At 71.1% G+C, this 13993-nt stretch carries 16 protein-coding genes; 15 read left to right on the top strand and 1 reads right to left on the bottom strand.

The genetic code is table 11. The features are described 5' to 3' along the window. Positions 1–103: 103 nt before the first annotated feature. The 12 genes from rplS to IE241_RS13400 all read left to right on the top strand — a co-directional run bounded on the left by rplS (position 104) and on the right by IE241_RS13400 (position 10095). Entirely contained in the window at positions 104–454 is a 351-nt protein-coding gene (rplS, locus tag IE241_RS13455) for a 50S ribosomal protein L19 (RefSeq protein WP_030369336.1), read from the top strand. A 45-nt stretch (positions 455–499) separates the two neighbouring features. Continuing rightward, complete coding sequence (gene lepB / locus IE241_RS13450) at positions 500–1345, top strand: signal peptidase I (RefSeq protein WP_190021951.1); 846 nt, start codon at positions 500–502, stop codon at positions 1343–1345. 142 nt (positions 1346–1487) lie between these two features. Then, positions 1488–2372: a signal peptidase I gene (lepB, locus tag IE241_RS13445; protein ID WP_373300664.1), complete on the top strand. Its 885-nt coding sequence runs from the start codon at positions 1488–1490 to the stop codon at positions 2370–2372. Continuing rightward, positions 2314–3318: a signal peptidase I gene (lepB, locus tag IE241_RS13440; RefSeq protein ID WP_190022196.1), complete on the top strand. Its 1005-nt coding sequence runs from the start codon at positions 2314–2316 to the stop codon at positions 3316–3318. Before lepB (IE241_RS13445) ends, lepB (IE241_RS13440) begins: the two co-directional genes overlap by 59 nt. A gap of 113 nt (positions 3319–3431) precedes the next feature. Further along, on the top strand, positions 3432–4175 hold the full coding sequence (gene lepB / locus IE241_RS13435) for a signal peptidase I (protein WP_190021949.1): 744 nt from the start codon (positions 3432–3434) through the stop codon (positions 4173–4175). Then, positions 4168–4701, top strand: coding sequence for an NUDIX hydrolase (locus IE241_RS13430; RefSeq protein ID WP_190021948.1), 534 nt, complete (start codon positions 4168–4170; stop codon positions 4699–4701). The genes lepB (IE241_RS13435) and IE241_RS13430 overlap by 8 nt, the downstream gene beginning before the upstream one ends. A 39-nt stretch (positions 4702–4740) precedes the next feature. Beyond that, positions 4741–5049 (top strand): DUF2469 domain-containing protein, encoded by a 309-nt coding sequence (locus IE241_RS13425; RefSeq protein ID WP_007821609.1) that lies wholly within the window; start codon positions 4741–4743, stop codon positions 5047–5049. An 82-nt stretch (positions 5050–5131) separates the two neighbouring features. Next, the gene (locus tag IE241_RS13420; RefSeq protein ID WP_190021947.1) at positions 5132–5491 is read left to right on the top strand and encodes a YraN family protein; all 360 of its coding nucleotides are present in this window, start codon (positions 5132–5134) and stop codon (positions 5489–5491) included. Then, positions 5491–7098: a YifB family Mg chelatase-like AAA ATPase gene (locus IE241_RS13415; RefSeq protein WP_190022195.1), complete on the top strand. Its 1608-nt coding sequence runs from the start codon at positions 5491–5493 to the stop codon at positions 7096–7098. Before IE241_RS13420 ends, IE241_RS13415 begins: the two co-directional genes overlap by 1 nt. After that, on the top strand, positions 7095–8276 hold the full coding sequence (gene dprA, locus IE241_RS13410; RefSeq protein ID WP_229899209.1) for a DNA-processing protein DprA: 1182 nt from the start codon (positions 7095–7097) through the stop codon (positions 8274–8276). The genes IE241_RS13415 and dprA overlap by 4 nt, the downstream gene beginning before the upstream one ends. Before the next feature lie 236 nt (positions 8277–8512). Then, the gene (gene whiG / locus IE241_RS13405; RefSeq protein ID WP_190021946.1) at positions 8513–9349 is read left to right on the top strand and encodes an RNA polymerase sigma factor WhiG; all 837 of its coding nucleotides are present in this window, start codon (positions 8513–8515) and stop codon (positions 9347–9349) included. Positions 9350–9555: 206 nt separating this feature from the next. Then, positions 9556–10095, top strand: coding sequence for a TetR/AcrR family transcriptional regulator (locus IE241_RS13400; RefSeq protein WP_190022193.1), 540 nt, complete (start codon positions 9556–9558; stop codon positions 10093–10095). Here IE241_RS13400 and IE241_RS13395 read toward each other — a convergent pair. After that, on the bottom strand, positions 10085–10546 hold the full coding sequence (locus IE241_RS13395; protein ID WP_373300663.1) for a M23 family metallopeptidase: 462 nt from the start codon (positions 10544–10546) through the stop codon (positions 10085–10087). The two genes, IE241_RS13400 and IE241_RS13395, sit on opposite strands and share 11 nt — an antisense overlap. 625 nt (positions 10547–11171) lie before the next feature. Here IE241_RS13395 and rpsB point away from each other — a divergent pair. The 3 genes from rpsB (at position 11172) to pyrH (ending at position 13901) form a co-directional block, all read left to right on the top strand. Then, the gene (rpsB, locus tag IE241_RS13390) at positions 11172–12023 is read left to right on the top strand and encodes a 30S ribosomal protein S2 (RefSeq protein ID WP_106676927.1); all 852 of its coding nucleotides are present in this window, start codon (positions 11172–11174) and stop codon (positions 12021–12023) included. 98 nt (positions 12024–12121) lie between these two features. Further along, complete coding sequence (gene tsf, locus IE241_RS13385; RefSeq protein ID WP_190021944.1) at positions 12122–12958, top strand: translation elongation factor Ts; 837 nt, start codon at positions 12122–12124, stop codon at positions 12956–12958. A 163-nt stretch (positions 12959–13121) separates the two neighbouring features. Then, the gene (gene pyrH, locus IE241_RS13380; RefSeq protein ID WP_190021943.1) at positions 13122–13901 is read left to right on the top strand and encodes a UMP kinase; all 780 of its coding nucleotides are present in this window, start codon (positions 13122–13124) and stop codon (positions 13899–13901) included. The last annotated feature ends 92 nt before the right edge of the window (positions 13902–13993 follow it).

Below are 13993 nucleotides of genomic sequence, written 5' to 3'. Positions count from 1 at the left end.
CCTGCCACAGGGGGAACGACGTTCGCCCTGTGCTCCGGCACCATCCCCACTTCAGTACGAATTCCGCTGATGACCTGTGGCATCGGCGAGGAAGCAGACGAACATGTCCTCCCTGCTCGACAACGTCAACGCCGCGTCGCTGCGCACCGACGTCCCGGCCTTCCGCCCCGGCGACACCGTGAACGTCCACGTCCGCGTCATCGAGGGCAACCGCTCCCGTATCCAGCAGTTCAAGGGTGTCGTCATCCGCCGCCAGGGCGCGGGCATCAGCGAGACCTTCACGGTCCGCAAGGTCTCGTTCTCCGTCGGCGTCGAGCGCACCTTCCCGGTGCACAGCCCGATCTTCGAGAAGGTCGAGCTCGTCACCCGCGGTGACGTCCGTCGCGCCAAGCTGTACTACCTCCGTGAGCTCCGCGGCAAGGCCGCGAAGATCAAGGAGAAGCGCGACAACTGAGCTTCTGTCCGGAGTCCGCGCCTGGCCGGATAGGCTTTCGGCTCGATGGACACCGACGTACAGCTTTCGGAGCGCGACCGCTCTCCCCGCCCCGCAGAGGGCGCGGAGCAGGGGTCGCGCTCCTCGCGTTTTCCCGCTTCCCCGGCCGCCTGGGCCAAAGCCGCCCGGGCGTGGCTTCGGGGCGGCGGCCCGCTGCGCCGTGCGGGCGTGCTGCTGACACTCTGCCTGGTCTTCCTGCTGCTGCTCAGCAGCTACGTGGTGCAGCCTTTCCTGATCCCCAGCGGGTCGATGGAGAACACGCTCCGGGTGGGGGACCGGGTGCTCGTCAACAAGCTCGCCTACAGCTTCGGGGGCAAGCCGGAACGGGGTGATGTGATCGTCTTCGACGGCACCGACTCCTTCGTGCACGACGTGCCGGCGGAGAATCCGGCCGCGGCGCTGATCCGTAAGGGGGCCTCGTCCGTCGGCCTCATGGGGCCCGCGGCGACCGTCTACATCAAGCGCGTGGTGGGCGTCGGGGGCGACCGGGTCACCTGCTGCGACGCGCGCGGCCGGCTGCAGATCAACGGTCACCCGGTGGACGAGGCCTTCCTCTACCCGGGCGATACACCTTCACGCGCCCCCTTCGACGTCGTGGTCCCCGACGGCAAGCTGTGGGTGATGGGCGACCACCGGGGCGACTCCCGCGACTCCCGTGACCACCTGGGGGAGCCCGGCGGCGGCATGGTGCCGGTGAGCAGGGTCGTCGGGCGGGCCGACTGGATCGGCTGGCCGTTCGGACGGATGACCGCACTGGAGCGTCCCGACGGCTACGCGCGCGTGCCGGATGCCGACGCAGCCTCCGGCCACACGGGGAAGCCCGCCGGACGGAGCGGGAGGCCGGGTGGGTAGCAGGGGGCGCACGCTGCCGGGCCCCGCGGGTCCGGCGGATGCAGGAGCGGCGGGGGCGGGCAGCGCCACGGGCGGCCGCGCGGCGCGGCGGAAGGCGGCGCGGCGGGTCAAGCGGCGCCGGCGCCGCTCCGCGGTCAAGGAGGTGCCGATCCTCATAGCGGTCGCGCTCCTGATCGCCCTGGTGTTCAAGACGTTTCTGGTGCAGGCGTTCGTCATCCCCTCCGGCTCGATGGAGCAGACTATCCGGATCGGCGACCGCGTCCTGGTGGACAAGCTGACCCCCTGGTTCGGCTCCCGGCCGCAGCGTGGTGACGTCATCGTGTTCAGGGACCCCGGCGGCTGGCTGGACGGGGAGCAGCTGACGAACGGGCCCGACCCCGTGGGCGTCAAACAGGCCAAGCAGCTGCTGACCTTCATCGGTCTGCTTCCGTCCGCGAACGAGCAGGATCTGATCAAGCGTGTGATCGGTGTCGGCGGTGACACGGTCAAGTGCTGCGACAAGAACGGCAAAATCACGGTCAACGGAACGCCGCTCGACGAGCCGTACCTGCACCCCGACAATGCCCCCTCGAAGCTCGACTTCACGGTGCGGGTGCCTCAGGGCCGCTACTTCGTGATGGGCGACCATCGTTCCAACTCGGCTGATTCCCGCTTCCATCTGGACGAGCCGGGGCAGGGCACCGTGCCGCAGGAGCTGGTCGTCGGCCGTGCGGTCGTGATCGCGTGGCCGCTGGGCCACTGGCACCGGCTGTCCGAAAGAGACACTTTCGCATCGGTCGGTGACGCGCCGTCGGCGGAGGCGCGAGCACACGGCTCGGCGCATAGTGTGTCCTCCATGGATCAGCAAGGATTGATCCAGCTCCCGACCCCTGCGGAACTCCCGCTCGTTATGGGAGTGGTGGGCCTGCATCGTGTGTACGGCGGCCCGCAGCGTGGAGAGCGGAGCGAGAGGAGTGGATGTGGGGGACTTGGCGGTCGGCGCGCGGTCCGGTCACGAAGAGCCCGAGAAGCGGCCCGAGGAGGCTGACGGGTCGCCAGGGGCCGGCGGGCCGGCGGAGGCCATGTCCCAGGCATCCCAGGAGGCTACGGGCGGACCGGTGCGGACGGATGGCGAAGACGTGAGCCCGGACGGGGACGCGGACGGGGAGAGCCCGCGCGGTGCGGGGCCCAAGAAGCAGCGGTCCTTCTGGAAGGAGCTGCCGATACTGATCGGCATCGCTCTGGTACTCGCGCTGCTCATCAAGACGTTCCTGGTGCAGGCGTTCTCGATCCCGTCGGATTCGATGCAGAACACCCTCCAGCGCGGTGACCGCGTGCTGGTGGACAAGCTCACCCCGTGGTTCGGCGCCGAGCCCGAGCGCGGTGAGGTGGTGGTCTTCCACGACCCGGACAACTGGCTCGGGGATGAGACCCAGACGCCCCAGCCCGGCCCGCTGGGCGGCGGCGTGCAGCAGGTCCTCAGCTTCATCGGCCTCATGCCCTCGGCCGAGGAGAAGGACCTCATCAAGCGCGTCATCGCAGTCGGCGGGGACACCGTGGAGTGCCAGAAGGGCGGCCCGGTCAAGGTCAACGGCAAGGCCCTGTCGGAGAAGGACTACCTCTTCCCCGACAACACCCCGTGCGACGACCAGCCCTTCGGCCCGATCAAGGTGCCCAAGGGCAAGCTGTGGGTGATGGGCGACCACCGCCAGAACTCGCTGGACTCGCGCTACCACCCGAACCAGGACCACGGCTTCGTCCCCGTGTCCGAGGTCGTGGGCCGTGCCTTCGTGGTCGCCTGGCCGATCAACCGCTGGTCCTTCCTCGGTGTCCCCGGCACCTTCGACCAGCCGGGGCTGAACGCTGCTGCCGCAGCCGCCCCGTCCGCTCTCGGGCTCGCCGGTGCGGTGCCGCTCGTCCTGTGGCGCCGGCGCAGGCTCGTCGCGCAGGCCGGCCCGCAGGGAGCGGCCCGGACGAGCGTGCCGAAGAGGTGACGGGACCGGCCTTCCCGAGGGGCTGACTCGCCTGCATACCGCCCGGTAGTGTGCGGTTCCCGTGCCCCTGGGCATGCGGAGTCCGATCTTCTACGCGGGGCGGGAGCACTGGGATGAGCGCAGCAGGACGTACGGACGACGGCCACGGCCGCGCGGGCAGGGTGCTGTCCGGGCTGGCCGTGGCCGTCGGCTGTGTGCTCTTCCTCGGCGGCTTCGTCTGGGGCGCCCTGCTCTACCAGCCCTACACCGTCCCCACCGACTCCATGGCCCCGACCATCGGGCGGGGCGACCGGGTGCTCGCCCAGCGCATCGACGGCGGCGACGTGCGGCGCGGGGACATCGTCGTCTTCAAGGACAAGGTCTGGGGCGACTCCCCGATGGTCAAGCGGGTCGTCGGTACGGGCGGCGACACCGTGGCCTGCTGCGACAGCCGGGGCCGCCTCACGGTCGACGGCAAACCGATCGAGGAACCGTATCTGCAGGCCGAGGGGCCGGCGTCGCCCACCGGCTTCTCCGCCACCGTCCCCGACGGGCAGCTGTTCCTGCTCGGAGACCACCGCAACGACTCCGTGGACTCCCGCGGGCACCTCACCGACGCCTCCCACGGCACCGTGCCCCGGAGCGCCGTCAAGGCGCGCGTGGACGCCACTGCCTGGCCCATGGACGGCTGGGGCATGATGGACAGACCCGAGTCGTTCGCCGCCCTCCCGGACAGCACCTCGCAGCCCGGCCCACTGCCCCTGGTGCTGGCGGCCGTGGCCGTCGGCGCTGTGCTCATCCTGGGCGGCGCGGCGTACGGGCCTGTGGCGCGCTTCGTGACGCCGAGGCGCAGGGAGGAGGTGCCCGCTCATGGCTGAAGAAGGGCCCGCCGGCACGGCCGAGGAGACATCCGTCCGGGCCGGTGAGCTGCGCAGGGCGTCACGGGTCGTCCTGCTCGACCCGGACGACCGCATCCTGCTGATGCACGGCTACGAACCGGGCGACCCCACGACGACCTGGTGGTTCACCCCGGGCGGCGGCCTGGAGGGCGCCGAGAGCTGGGAGCAGGCGGCGCGCCGGGAGCTGGCCGAGGAGACCGGGATCACAGAGATCGACCTGGGCCCCGTCCTGTGGCGCCGCACCTGTTCCTTCCCCTTCGACGGCCGCCTCTGGAACCAGGACGAGCGGTACTTCCTGGCCCGCACCGCGCAGCCCGGGCGGTGGACCGGCGGAGGGACGGAACTGGAGCGGCGCAGCGTCACGGGGCTGCGCTGGTGGACCTGCGGGGAACTTCTCGCGACCCGTGAGACGGTGTATCCGACCAGGCTCGCCGGGCTGCTGCGTACGCTGCTCGACGAGGGGCCCCCGCGTACGCCAGTGCTCCTGGAGACGGAGCGCGCCTGACGCACAATGGGGGGACGCACGGCTGAAGGGGAACATGCCATGAGCGCCGAGGACCTCGAAAAGTACGAGACCGAGATGGAGCTGAAGCTCTACCGGGAGTACCGCGATGTCGTCGGTCTGTTCAAATACGTGATCGAGACCGAGCGCCGCTTCTACCTCACCAATGACTACGAGATGCAGGTGCACTCCGTACAGGGCGAGGTCTTCTTCGAGGTCTCGATGGCCGACGCCTGGGTCTGGGACATGTACCGCCCGGCCCGCTTCGTGAAGCAGGTGCGGGTGCTCACGTTCAAGGACGTGAACATCGAGGAGCTGAACAAGACTGACCTCGACCTTCCGGGTGGCTGAGTTCTCCACAACCGACGGGTTATCCACCAAGATCCAATAGTTTCGGGCGGCGGCGGCACGGTGGGCGCCGGAGGTGGTGCCCGTGAACGCCCGAGATGCACTCGGTCGCTACGGCGAGAATCTCGCCGTCCGCCGGCTGGCCCAGGCCGGCATCGTCGTCCTCGAACGGAACTGGAGATGCCGCGAGGGCGAGATCGACATCGTGGCCATGGAGGCCGACACCCTGGTGGTGTGCGAGGTCAAGACCCGCCGCACCGGTGCCTATGAGCACCCGATGGCCGCCGTCACCCCGGCGAAGGCCGACCGCCTGCGCCGGCTCGCCGAGCGCTGGCTGGCGCGCCACGGCGGACCGCCGGCAGGCGGCGTGCGGATCGACCTGGTGGGTGTGATCGTCCCCGACCGGGGAGCCCCCGCCGTCGAGCACGCCAAGGGGGTGGCGTGATGGGCTTCGCCCGTACGTGCTCGGTGGCGCTGGTCGGGGTCGAGGGCGTGGTGGTCGAGGTCCAGGCCGACCTGGAGCCCGGAGTCGCCGCCTTCACTCTCGTCGGCCTGCCCGACAAGAGCCTCGTGGAGAGCAAGGACCGCGTCCGTGCCGCCGTCGTGAACTCCGGCGCCGAGTGGCCGCAGAAGAAGCTGACCGTAGGCCTGAGCCCGGCGGCGGTTCCCAAAGGCGGAAGCGGGTTCGACCTCGCCGTCGCCTGTGCCGTCCTGGCCGCCTCGGAGCGCCTCGACCCCCGTGAGATCGCCGACCTGGTGCTCATCGGGGAGCTCGGCCTCGACGGGCGTGTCCGCCCGGTGCAGGGCGTCCTGCCGGCGGTGCTGGCCGCGGCCGACGCGGGCTACCGGCAGGTGGTCGTCCCCGAGCGGACGGCCGCCGAGGCGTCCCTCGTGCCCGGCGTCTCGGTCCTCGGCATCCGCAGCCTGCGTCAGCTGATCGCGGTCCTTACGGACGAGCCGGTGCCCGAAGAGGAGCCGCTGCAGGAGGGCAGCCCGGATCCGATGCTCGCCGGGCTCTCGGTGCCCGGGGCGGGGCTGGGCGCGGGGGTCCTGCAGGGGGAGCGCCGGCCCGACCTCGCCGAGGTCGCGGGGCAGGTCAGGGCTCGTATGGCCCTCGAAGTGGCCGCCGCAGGGCGGCACCACCTTCTGCTCCAGGGCCCGCCCGGAGCGGGCAAGACCATGCTCGCGGAGCGGCTGCCCGGCCTGCTGCCACCGCTCACGTCCCAGGAGTCCCTCGAGGTCACCGCGGTGCACTCCGTGGCGGGCACTCTTCCCGTCGGCCAGCCCCTGCTCGACCGCGCTCCCTACTGCGCCCCGCACCACTCGGCGTCCATGCCCTCACTGGTCGGCGGAGGCAGCGGTCTGCCGCGCCCCGGAGCCGTGTCCCTGGCTCACCGCGGAGTGCTCTTCATGGACGAGGCACCCGAGTTCTCCGGACGGGTGCTGGACGCCCTGAGGCAGCCACTGGAGTCGGGACACGTCATCGTGGCCCGCTCCGGCGGCGTGCTGCGGCTGCCTGCCCGGTTCCTCCTCGTCCTCGCAGCCAACCCCTGTCCGTGCGGGCGGCACGGCATGCTGGGGGAGGGCTGCGACTGCACCCCGCAGGCCGTCAGGCGCTACCGCGCGCGCCTGTCCGGCCCCCTCCTGGACCGCGTCGACCTGCGGGTGACGGTCGAAGCGGTGGCCCGTTCCGAGCTGACGGGCGCCGGAGCGGGGGCGGAGACGACCGCCGCGGTCGCCGACAGGGTCCGCGCCGCCAGGGAGCGGGCCGCGGCCCGCCTCACGGACATGCCCTGGCGGACCAACAGCGAAGTCCCCGGCCACGAACTGCGGACCCGCTGGCGCGTCGCTCCCGACGCCCTCGACGAGGCTGAACGCGATATGGAACGGGGCATGCTGACGGCACGTGGCCTCGACCGCGTGCTGCGCGTCGCCTGGACGGTGGCGGACCTCGCCGGCCACGACCTCCCCGACGCCTCGGACGTCAACTGCGCGCTCGAGCTGCGTACGGGTGTCCACCGCGGCGCGGTCGTGGCGGGAGGCCATCCGTGACGGGCCCCGCCCCCGAGGACCGGCTGGCCCGCGCAGCCCTCACCAGGCTGACCGAGCCAGGGGACGAGCGCGTGGGGCGGTGGGTCCGGGAGATGGGCGCCGCGGGGCTCGTGCGGGGGCTCACCGGAGCGGGCCCGGCGCCGCAAGGGGCCGGGCGGGAGCGGCTCGCCGGGTGCCGGGAGCGCGCCGCCGCCCTCGACCCCCGCGGCGACCTCGACGCCGTCGCCAGGCTGGGCGGGCGCTTCCTCTGCCCCGGAGATCGCGAATGGCCCCAGCAGCTGGACGACCTCGGCGACGCCCGTCCGCTCGGCCTCTGGGTGCGAGGCGGGGCCGACCTGCGGCTGTGGGCGCTGCGCTCCGTCGCCGTGGTCGGGGCACGCGCCTGTACCGACTACGGCTCACACGTCGCCTCCCTCCTGGGCGCCGGACTGGCCCGCCGCGGCTGGGTGGTCGTCTCCGGCGCCGCGTACGGTGTCGACGGCGCCGCCCACAGGGGAGCGCTCGCCGCGGGCGGGGCGACCGTCGCCGTGCTGGCCTGCGGGGTCGACGTTCCCTACCCGCGCGGCCATGCGGATCTGATCGACCGGATCGTGGAACGGGGTCTGGTGCTCGCCGAGTTGCCCCCGGGCGGACACCCCACCCGCAGCCGCTTCGTCCTGCGCAATCGTGTCATCGCCGCCTTGACGAGGGGAACGGTGGTCGTGGAGGCCGAGTACCGCAGCGGCTCACTGGTGACGGCCCGTCGTGCGCGGCAGCTCGGCCGTCAGACGATGGGCGTACCCGGTCCTGTCACGTCGGGCCTGTCGGCGGGCGTGCACGAACTGCTCCGTGAGGACGGCGCCCTGGTCACCGACGCGGACGAGGTCGCCGAGCTGGTCGGCGGCATCGGAGACCTGGCCCCCGAGCGGCGCGGTCCCGTCGTCGCCCGCGACCTGCTGGCCCCGGCGGCGGCCGTGGTGCTGGAGGCCGTGCCCGGAGGAGGCGGCGGGGACGGCGAGCTCATCGCGCGAAACGCGGGCCTGAGCAGGGATCAGACGCTTGCCAGGCTCTACGAGCTGCAGTCCCTCGGCTTCGTGGAACGCCTGGGTGATCACTGGCAGTTGGTCGCCCCATCGTCAACATCCGACACCTCCAAGCCCCCCGGACGGCGCCCGTCCGCGCGGCGAGGCGGTTCTTGACCTGGGGCGATCGGGTGAAAAGGTTAAGGGGACGACCGCGGCCGCCGATACGGCGAGGCTTGTGCGGACGCCGGCCCCCGGCGCCGCATGCCGGCGCCTCCGGCAGGGGAACGTATCCGCACACCGACGGAGAGGGCTCATCGCATACCGCAACGCAGCAGTCACGCTACGCTCACGGGATTCCAGTCATTCGTACCACTCGATCCACGTCACAGCAGAACGGCTCAAGACGACGAATGCCCCAGCACACCTCCGGTTCGGACCGCGCGGCGGTGCCGCCCGCGGCGCGCGGCGCCGAGCGCCCTCCCGCGCCCTCGACGCTCGATGAGCTGTGGCGGTCGTACAAGGCCTCGGGCGACGACCGGCTGCGGGAGCAGCTGATCCTCCACTACTCGCCCCTGGTGAAGTACGTGGCGGGGCGCGTCAGCGTCGGTCTGCCGCCCAATGTCGAGCAGGCCGACTTCGTCTCCTCGGGGATCTTCGGACTCATCGACGCCATCGAGAAGTTCGACCCCGCCCGGGAGATCAAGTTCGAGACGTACGCCATCACCCGGATCCGCGGCGCGATGATCGACGAGCTGCGTGCGCTCGACTGGATCCCGCGCTCCGTCCGGCAGAAGGCGCGCGCGGTCGAGCGTGCGTACGCCACGCTGGAGGCCGAGCTGCGACGCACGCCCTCGGAGGCCGAGGTCGCGGCCGAGATGGGCATTGCCATCGAGGAACTGCACGGTGTTTTCAGCCAGTTGTCGCTGACCAACGTGGTCGCCCTGGAGGATCTCCTGCATGCCGGCGCGGAGGGCGGCGAGCGGCTGAGCCTGATGGACACCCTCGAGGACACCGCAGCCGACGATCCCGTCGAGGTCGCCGAGGACCGCGAGCTGCGCCGCCTCCTCGCCCGCGCGATCAACACCCTCCCCGAGCGCGAGAAGACCGTGGTCACCCTCTACTACTACGAGGGCCTCACGCTCGCCGAGATCGGGCATGTCCTCGGCGTCACGGAGAGCAGGGTCAGTCAGATCCACACGAAGTCGGTGCTCCAGCTGAGGGCCAAGCTGGCGGACGTAGGCCGCTGACCGGGTCGGCGAGGGCCCGAGGGCCGGCAAGCGGCCTTGCGGGCCGGCCAGGGCTTGACGGGCCGGGCAGAGCCCGATGGGCCCGGGCACCCGATGGGACGGGCAAGGGGCGCGAATCCTCCCTCGGCGTCGTCCCGGCCCCCGGCAATCCGTAAAGTGGGGACGTGCCCAGGATTCGAGCGGCCTCGGTGGCCGAGCACCGGACGATGCAGCGCGGCGCCCTGCTGGACGCCGCCCGTTCCCTGCTGTCCGAGGGCGGCACGGAGGCGTTGACGTTTCCCGCCCTGGCCGAGCGCACCGGCCTGGCGCGGTCCTCGGTCTACGAGTACTTCCGCTCGCGGGCAGCCGTCGTCGAGGAGCTGTGCGCGGTCGACTTCCCCGTCTGGGCGGCGGAGGTCGAAGCCGCCATGGAGAGCGTGGACACGCCCGAGGCGAAGATCGAGGCGTATGTACGCCGGCAGCTGGCCCTGGTCGGCGACCGCCGTCACCGCGCCGTGGTCGCGATCTCCGCCGGAGAGCTGGATGCGGGCGCACGCGAGAAGATCCGGGCCGCCCACGGCGGGCTCATCGCCATGGTCGTGGAGGCGCTCGTCGCCCTCGGCCACGAGCAGCCCCGTCTGGCGGCCATGCTGCTGCAAGGCGTGGTCGACGCCGCCGTGCGCCGGATCGAGCTGGGTGCGGCCGAGGAGCCCGACAGCATCATCGAGGCGGCCGTGTCCATGGCGCTGCGCGGCGTCAAGGGCTGACCAGCGGCGCGCCCGGCCCGCCGCCCGACAGCGGCAGCAGCCGGGACGGCGGCCTGCGCAGCATCCACGGAGGCAGCAGAGACAAGGGGTCGAGGTAGACCCTTCCCCGGAGCAGCCCCCAGTGAAGGCAGCCCCCGGAACAGTGGAACGGCCCCGCCTGCAGGGTGCCGATCACCTGCCCCGCCGCCACGCGGTCTCCTTCCTTCACCACGGCTTCCACCGGTTCGTACGTGGTTCGCAGCGGCGGCTCGCCCGTCCCCGGATGCTGCACCGCCACTACGCCCCGCCCCGCGACGGTGCCCGCGAAGGAGACGGTGCCAGGCGCGGCGGCCCGTACCGGCTGACCGGCGCGGGCGATGAGATCCACCCCGCGGTGCCCGGCCGCCCAGGGCACCGGCGGCGGCCGCCAGGCCCGTACGAGCAGGGGCCGTCCCCCTCTCGACCCACCCACGGGCCAGGCCCGCTCGGCCTGCCCTCCACCGCCTACGGGCCCGCGCGGCCCAGGTGTACCGGGGGAAGCGGGCGGCCCCGGCGGTTCCGCCGGCCCGGGATCCGAGGCCGTGGACGCGGACGCAGCAGGCACCCCGGGCGTACCAGGTGCCGCCTGCGCACCCCCGGTCTCAGGGGCCGGAGCGGGCGCGGCCGCCCTCGCGGCTCCCGCACCCGCGGCCGTACCACTGGCGACCGCACCCGCGAGAACACAGAGTGTGACCACGCCCGCGGCGGCAAGCAGGCGTCGTGTGAAAGATCCGATGAGAGTCATGCCCGTACGGTGGCGGACCCCGGGCATTCGTGGGGATCTTGACGGAGATCTGTGGACTACTCGCGGGTTGTGCACAACGTCGTCACCCGCGCCTTCCCGGGTCCCGTACACTTCTCATGGCGATCCGGGTCACCGGATCGACTTCGCACGCCCCGCTACCGGCGCGTCAGTCCCTTTCGGGCAGCCCGGTGGCCGTGTCTCTCGGTCCGCGGAACGGTTCTCGCAAGGGCATCGTCCACGGCAGGCACGTCGGGGCGTCAGGAGCGGCGGCCGCCCGGCCGTCGTGGAACCGAGTATTTCAAGGAGCGCGGCCATGGCCGTCGTCACGATGCGGGAGCTGCTGGAGAGCGGCGTCCACTTCGGTCACCAGACCCGTCGTTGGAACCCGAAGATGAAGCGTTTCATCTTCACGGAGCGCAACGGCATCTACATCATCGACCTGCTCCAGTCGCTGTCGTACATCGACCGCGCCTACGAGTTCGTCAAGGAGACCGTCGCGCACGGCGGCTCCATCATGTTCGTCGGTACGAAGAAGCAGGCCCAGGAGGCCATCGCCGAGCAGGCGACCCGCGTCGGCATGCCCTACGTCAACCAGCGCTGGCTGGGCGGCATGCTCACCAACTTCTCGACCGTCTACAAGCGCCTGCAGCGCCTGAAGGAGCTCGAGCTCATCGACTTCGAGGATGTGGCCGCCTCCGGCCTCACCAAGAAGGAGCTCCTGGTCCTCTCCCGCGAGAAGGCCAAGCTCGAGAAGACCCTCGGCGGTATCCGCGAGATGCAGAAGGTGCCGAGCGCCGTCTGGATCGTGGACACCAAGAAGGAGCACATCGCCGTCGGTGAGGCGCGCAAGCTCCGCATCCCGGTCGTCGCGATCCTCGACACCAACTGCGACCCCGACGAGGTCGACTACAAGATCCCCGGCAACGACGACGCGATCCGCTCCGTCACGCTGCTCACCCGTGTGATCGCCGACGCCGTCGCCGAGGGCCTCATCGCCCGCTCCGGTGCCGCCACCGGTGACGCGAAGGCCGACAAGGCCGCCGGCGAGCCCCTCGCCGAGTGGGAGCGCGACCTGCTCGAGGGCGAGAAGAAGGCCGACGCCGAGGCCGAGAAGCCGGCCGAGGCCGCTGCCGAGGCTCCGGCCGCGGACGCCGAGCAGGCCTGACAACTCAGTCGGTAGATACGGCGGGGGACGGCGCGAGATGCGCCGCCCCCGTCGTGCACCCGTAGTCACCAACGACTTTCGAGAGAGATTCACAGACCATGGCGAACTTCACCGCCGCTGACGTCAAGAAGCTCCGTGAGCTCACCGGCGCCGGCATGATGGACTGCAAGAAGGCGCTGGACGAGGCCGAGGGCAACCTCGAGAAGGCCGTCGAGATCGTGCGCGTCAAGGGCCTCAAGGGCGTCGCCAAGCGCGAGAGCCGCACCACCGAGAACGGTGCCGTCGTCTCCGCCATCGCCGACGACTACACCTCCGGTGTCATCGTCGAGCTGAAGTGCGAGACCGACTTCGTCGCCAAGGGCGAGAAGTTCGTGGCCGTCGCCGAGGCTCTGGCCGCCCACGTCGCCAAGAGCGCCCCCGCCGACGTCGAGGCCCTGATGGCTTCCGAGATCGAGGCCGGCAAGACCGTCCAGGCGTACGTGGACGAGGCCAACGCCACCCTCGGCGAGAAGATCGTCGTGGACCGCTTCGCGTACTTCGCCGACGGCCTGGTCTACGCCTACATGCACCGCACCGCCGCGGACCTGCCCCCGCAGGTCGGCGTCCTGGTCGAGCTGGACAAGGCCAACGCCGAGGTCGCCAAGGACATCGCGCAGCACATCGCCGCGTTCGCGCCGAAGTACCTCTCCCGTGAGGACATCCCGGCCGACATCCTGGAGAACGAGCGCCGCGTCGCCGAGGCCACCGCCCGCGAGGAGGGCAAGCCCGAGGCCGCCCTGCCGAAGATCATCGAGGGTCGCGTCACCGGCTTCGTCAAGGAGAACTCCGTTCTCGAGCAGGCGTTCGCCAAGGACAACAAGAAGACCGTCCAGAAGGTCCTGGACGAGGCCGGTGTCACGCTGAAGCGCTTCGCGCGCATCCGCGTCGGCGCCTGAGCCCGTCAGCAGGGCAGCGATTGACCTGCGACCCGCTAGGGTCGTACGCAGCCGATCCCTCACCGGTCGGCCGCTGATGTGACGAGGAGGCCATTGCCGCACAGGGAACCGAAAGGACCCATCCGGCAATGGCCTTCTTCGTATGTGCACGAGGAGAGCTCCAATGAATCAGGGTGCGGACGCCCGGCAGACTGCCGACGACACCATTGCTGACCACGGCCCACGCCGCCGGTTCTTGCTCAAACTGTCCGGCGAGGCGTTCGCCGGCGGGGGCGGTCTCGGCGTCGACCCCGATGTCGTGCACGCCATCGCCCGTGAGATCGCGGCCGTCGTCCGCGAGGGCTACGAGATCGCCGTCGTCATCGGCGGCGGCAACTTCTTCCGCGGCGCGGAGCTGCAGCAGCGCGGCATGGACCGGGCCCGCTCGGACTACATGGGCATGCTCGGCACCGTGATGAACTCGCTCGCCCTCCAGGACTTCCTGGTCAAGGAAGGCATCGAGACCCGCGTCCAGACCGGCATCACCATGGGGCAGGTCGCGGAGCCGTTCATCCCGCTGCGCGCCGTGCGCCACCTGGAGAAGGGCCGCGTCGTGATCTTCGGCGCGGGCATGGGCATGCCCTACTTCTCCACCGACACCACTGCCGCCCAGCGCGCCCTGGAGATCCACGCAGAGGCGATCCTGATGGGCAAGAACGGCGTCGACGGGATCTACGACTCCGATCCGAAGAAGAACCCCGACGCGGTGAAGTTCGACGCCCTCGAGTACAGCGAGGTGCTCGCACGGGGCCTGAAGGTCGCCGACGCCACCGCCATCAGCCTGTGCATGGACAACAAGCTGCCGATCCTGGTCTTCGAGCTGCTCGCCGAGGGCAACATCGGGCGTGCGGTCAAGGGTGAGAAGATCGGCACGCTCGTGAGCGACCAGAGCACGCGGGACTGACGACCCGCACAGCCGTCCGTAGCGGCCAGACCCGATACGGACGGCAACTCCGTGCCGTGGGAAGACCTCGGCACGGGGATGGACAACTGCCT

It is taken from the genome of Streptomyces hiroshimensis (assembly GCF_014650335.1).
Classification (GTDB): Bacteria; Actinomycetota; Actinomycetes; order Streptomycetales; family Streptomycetaceae; genus Streptomyces; species Streptomyces hiroshimensis.
The sequence above is the reverse complement of the archived record's forward strand: the minus strand, read 5'-3'. Positions and strand labels throughout refer to the sequence as shown.

Coding starts and splice junctions, on each gene's coding strand:
- IE241_RS13400 (WP_190022193.1), top strand. CDS start 9,556: ATGCAGCGCGGCGCCCTGCTGGACGCCGCCCGTTCCCTGCTGTCCGAG.
- rpsB (WP_106676927.1), top strand. CDS start 11,172: ATGGCCGTCGTCACGATGCGGGAGCTGCTGGAGAGCGGCGTCCACTTC.
- whiG (WP_190021946.1), top strand. CDS start 8,513: ATGCCCCAGCACACCTCCGGTTCGGACCGCGCGGCGGTGCCGCCCGCG.
- tsf (WP_190021944.1), top strand. CDS start 12,122: ATGGCGAACTTCACCGCCGCTGACGTCAAGAAGCTCCGTGAGCTCACC.
- IE241_RS13430 (WP_190021948.1), top strand. CDS start 4,168: ATGGCTGAAGAAGGGCCCGCCGGCACGGCCGAGGAGACATCCGTCCGG.
- IE241_RS13425 (WP_007821609.1), top strand. CDS start 4,741: ATGAGCGCCGAGGACCTCGAAAAGTACGAGACCGAGATGGAGCTGAAG.
- rplS (WP_030369336.1), top strand. CDS start 104: ATGTCCTCCCTGCTCGACAACGTCAACGCCGCGTCGCTGCGCACCGAC.
- IE241_RS13415 (WP_190022195.1), top strand. CDS start 5,491: ATGGGCTTCGCCCGTACGTGCTCGGTGGCGCTGGTCGGGGTCGAGGGC.
- pyrH (WP_190021943.1), top strand. CDS start 13,122: ATGAATCAGGGTGCGGACGCCCGGCAGACTGCCGACGACACCATTGCT.
- lepB (WP_190021951.1), top strand. CDS start 500: ATGGACACCGACGTACAGCTTTCGGAGCGCGACCGCTCTCCCCGCCCC.
- lepB (WP_190021949.1), top strand. CDS start 3,432: ATGAGCGCAGCAGGACGTACGGACGACGGCCACGGCCGCGCGGGCAGG.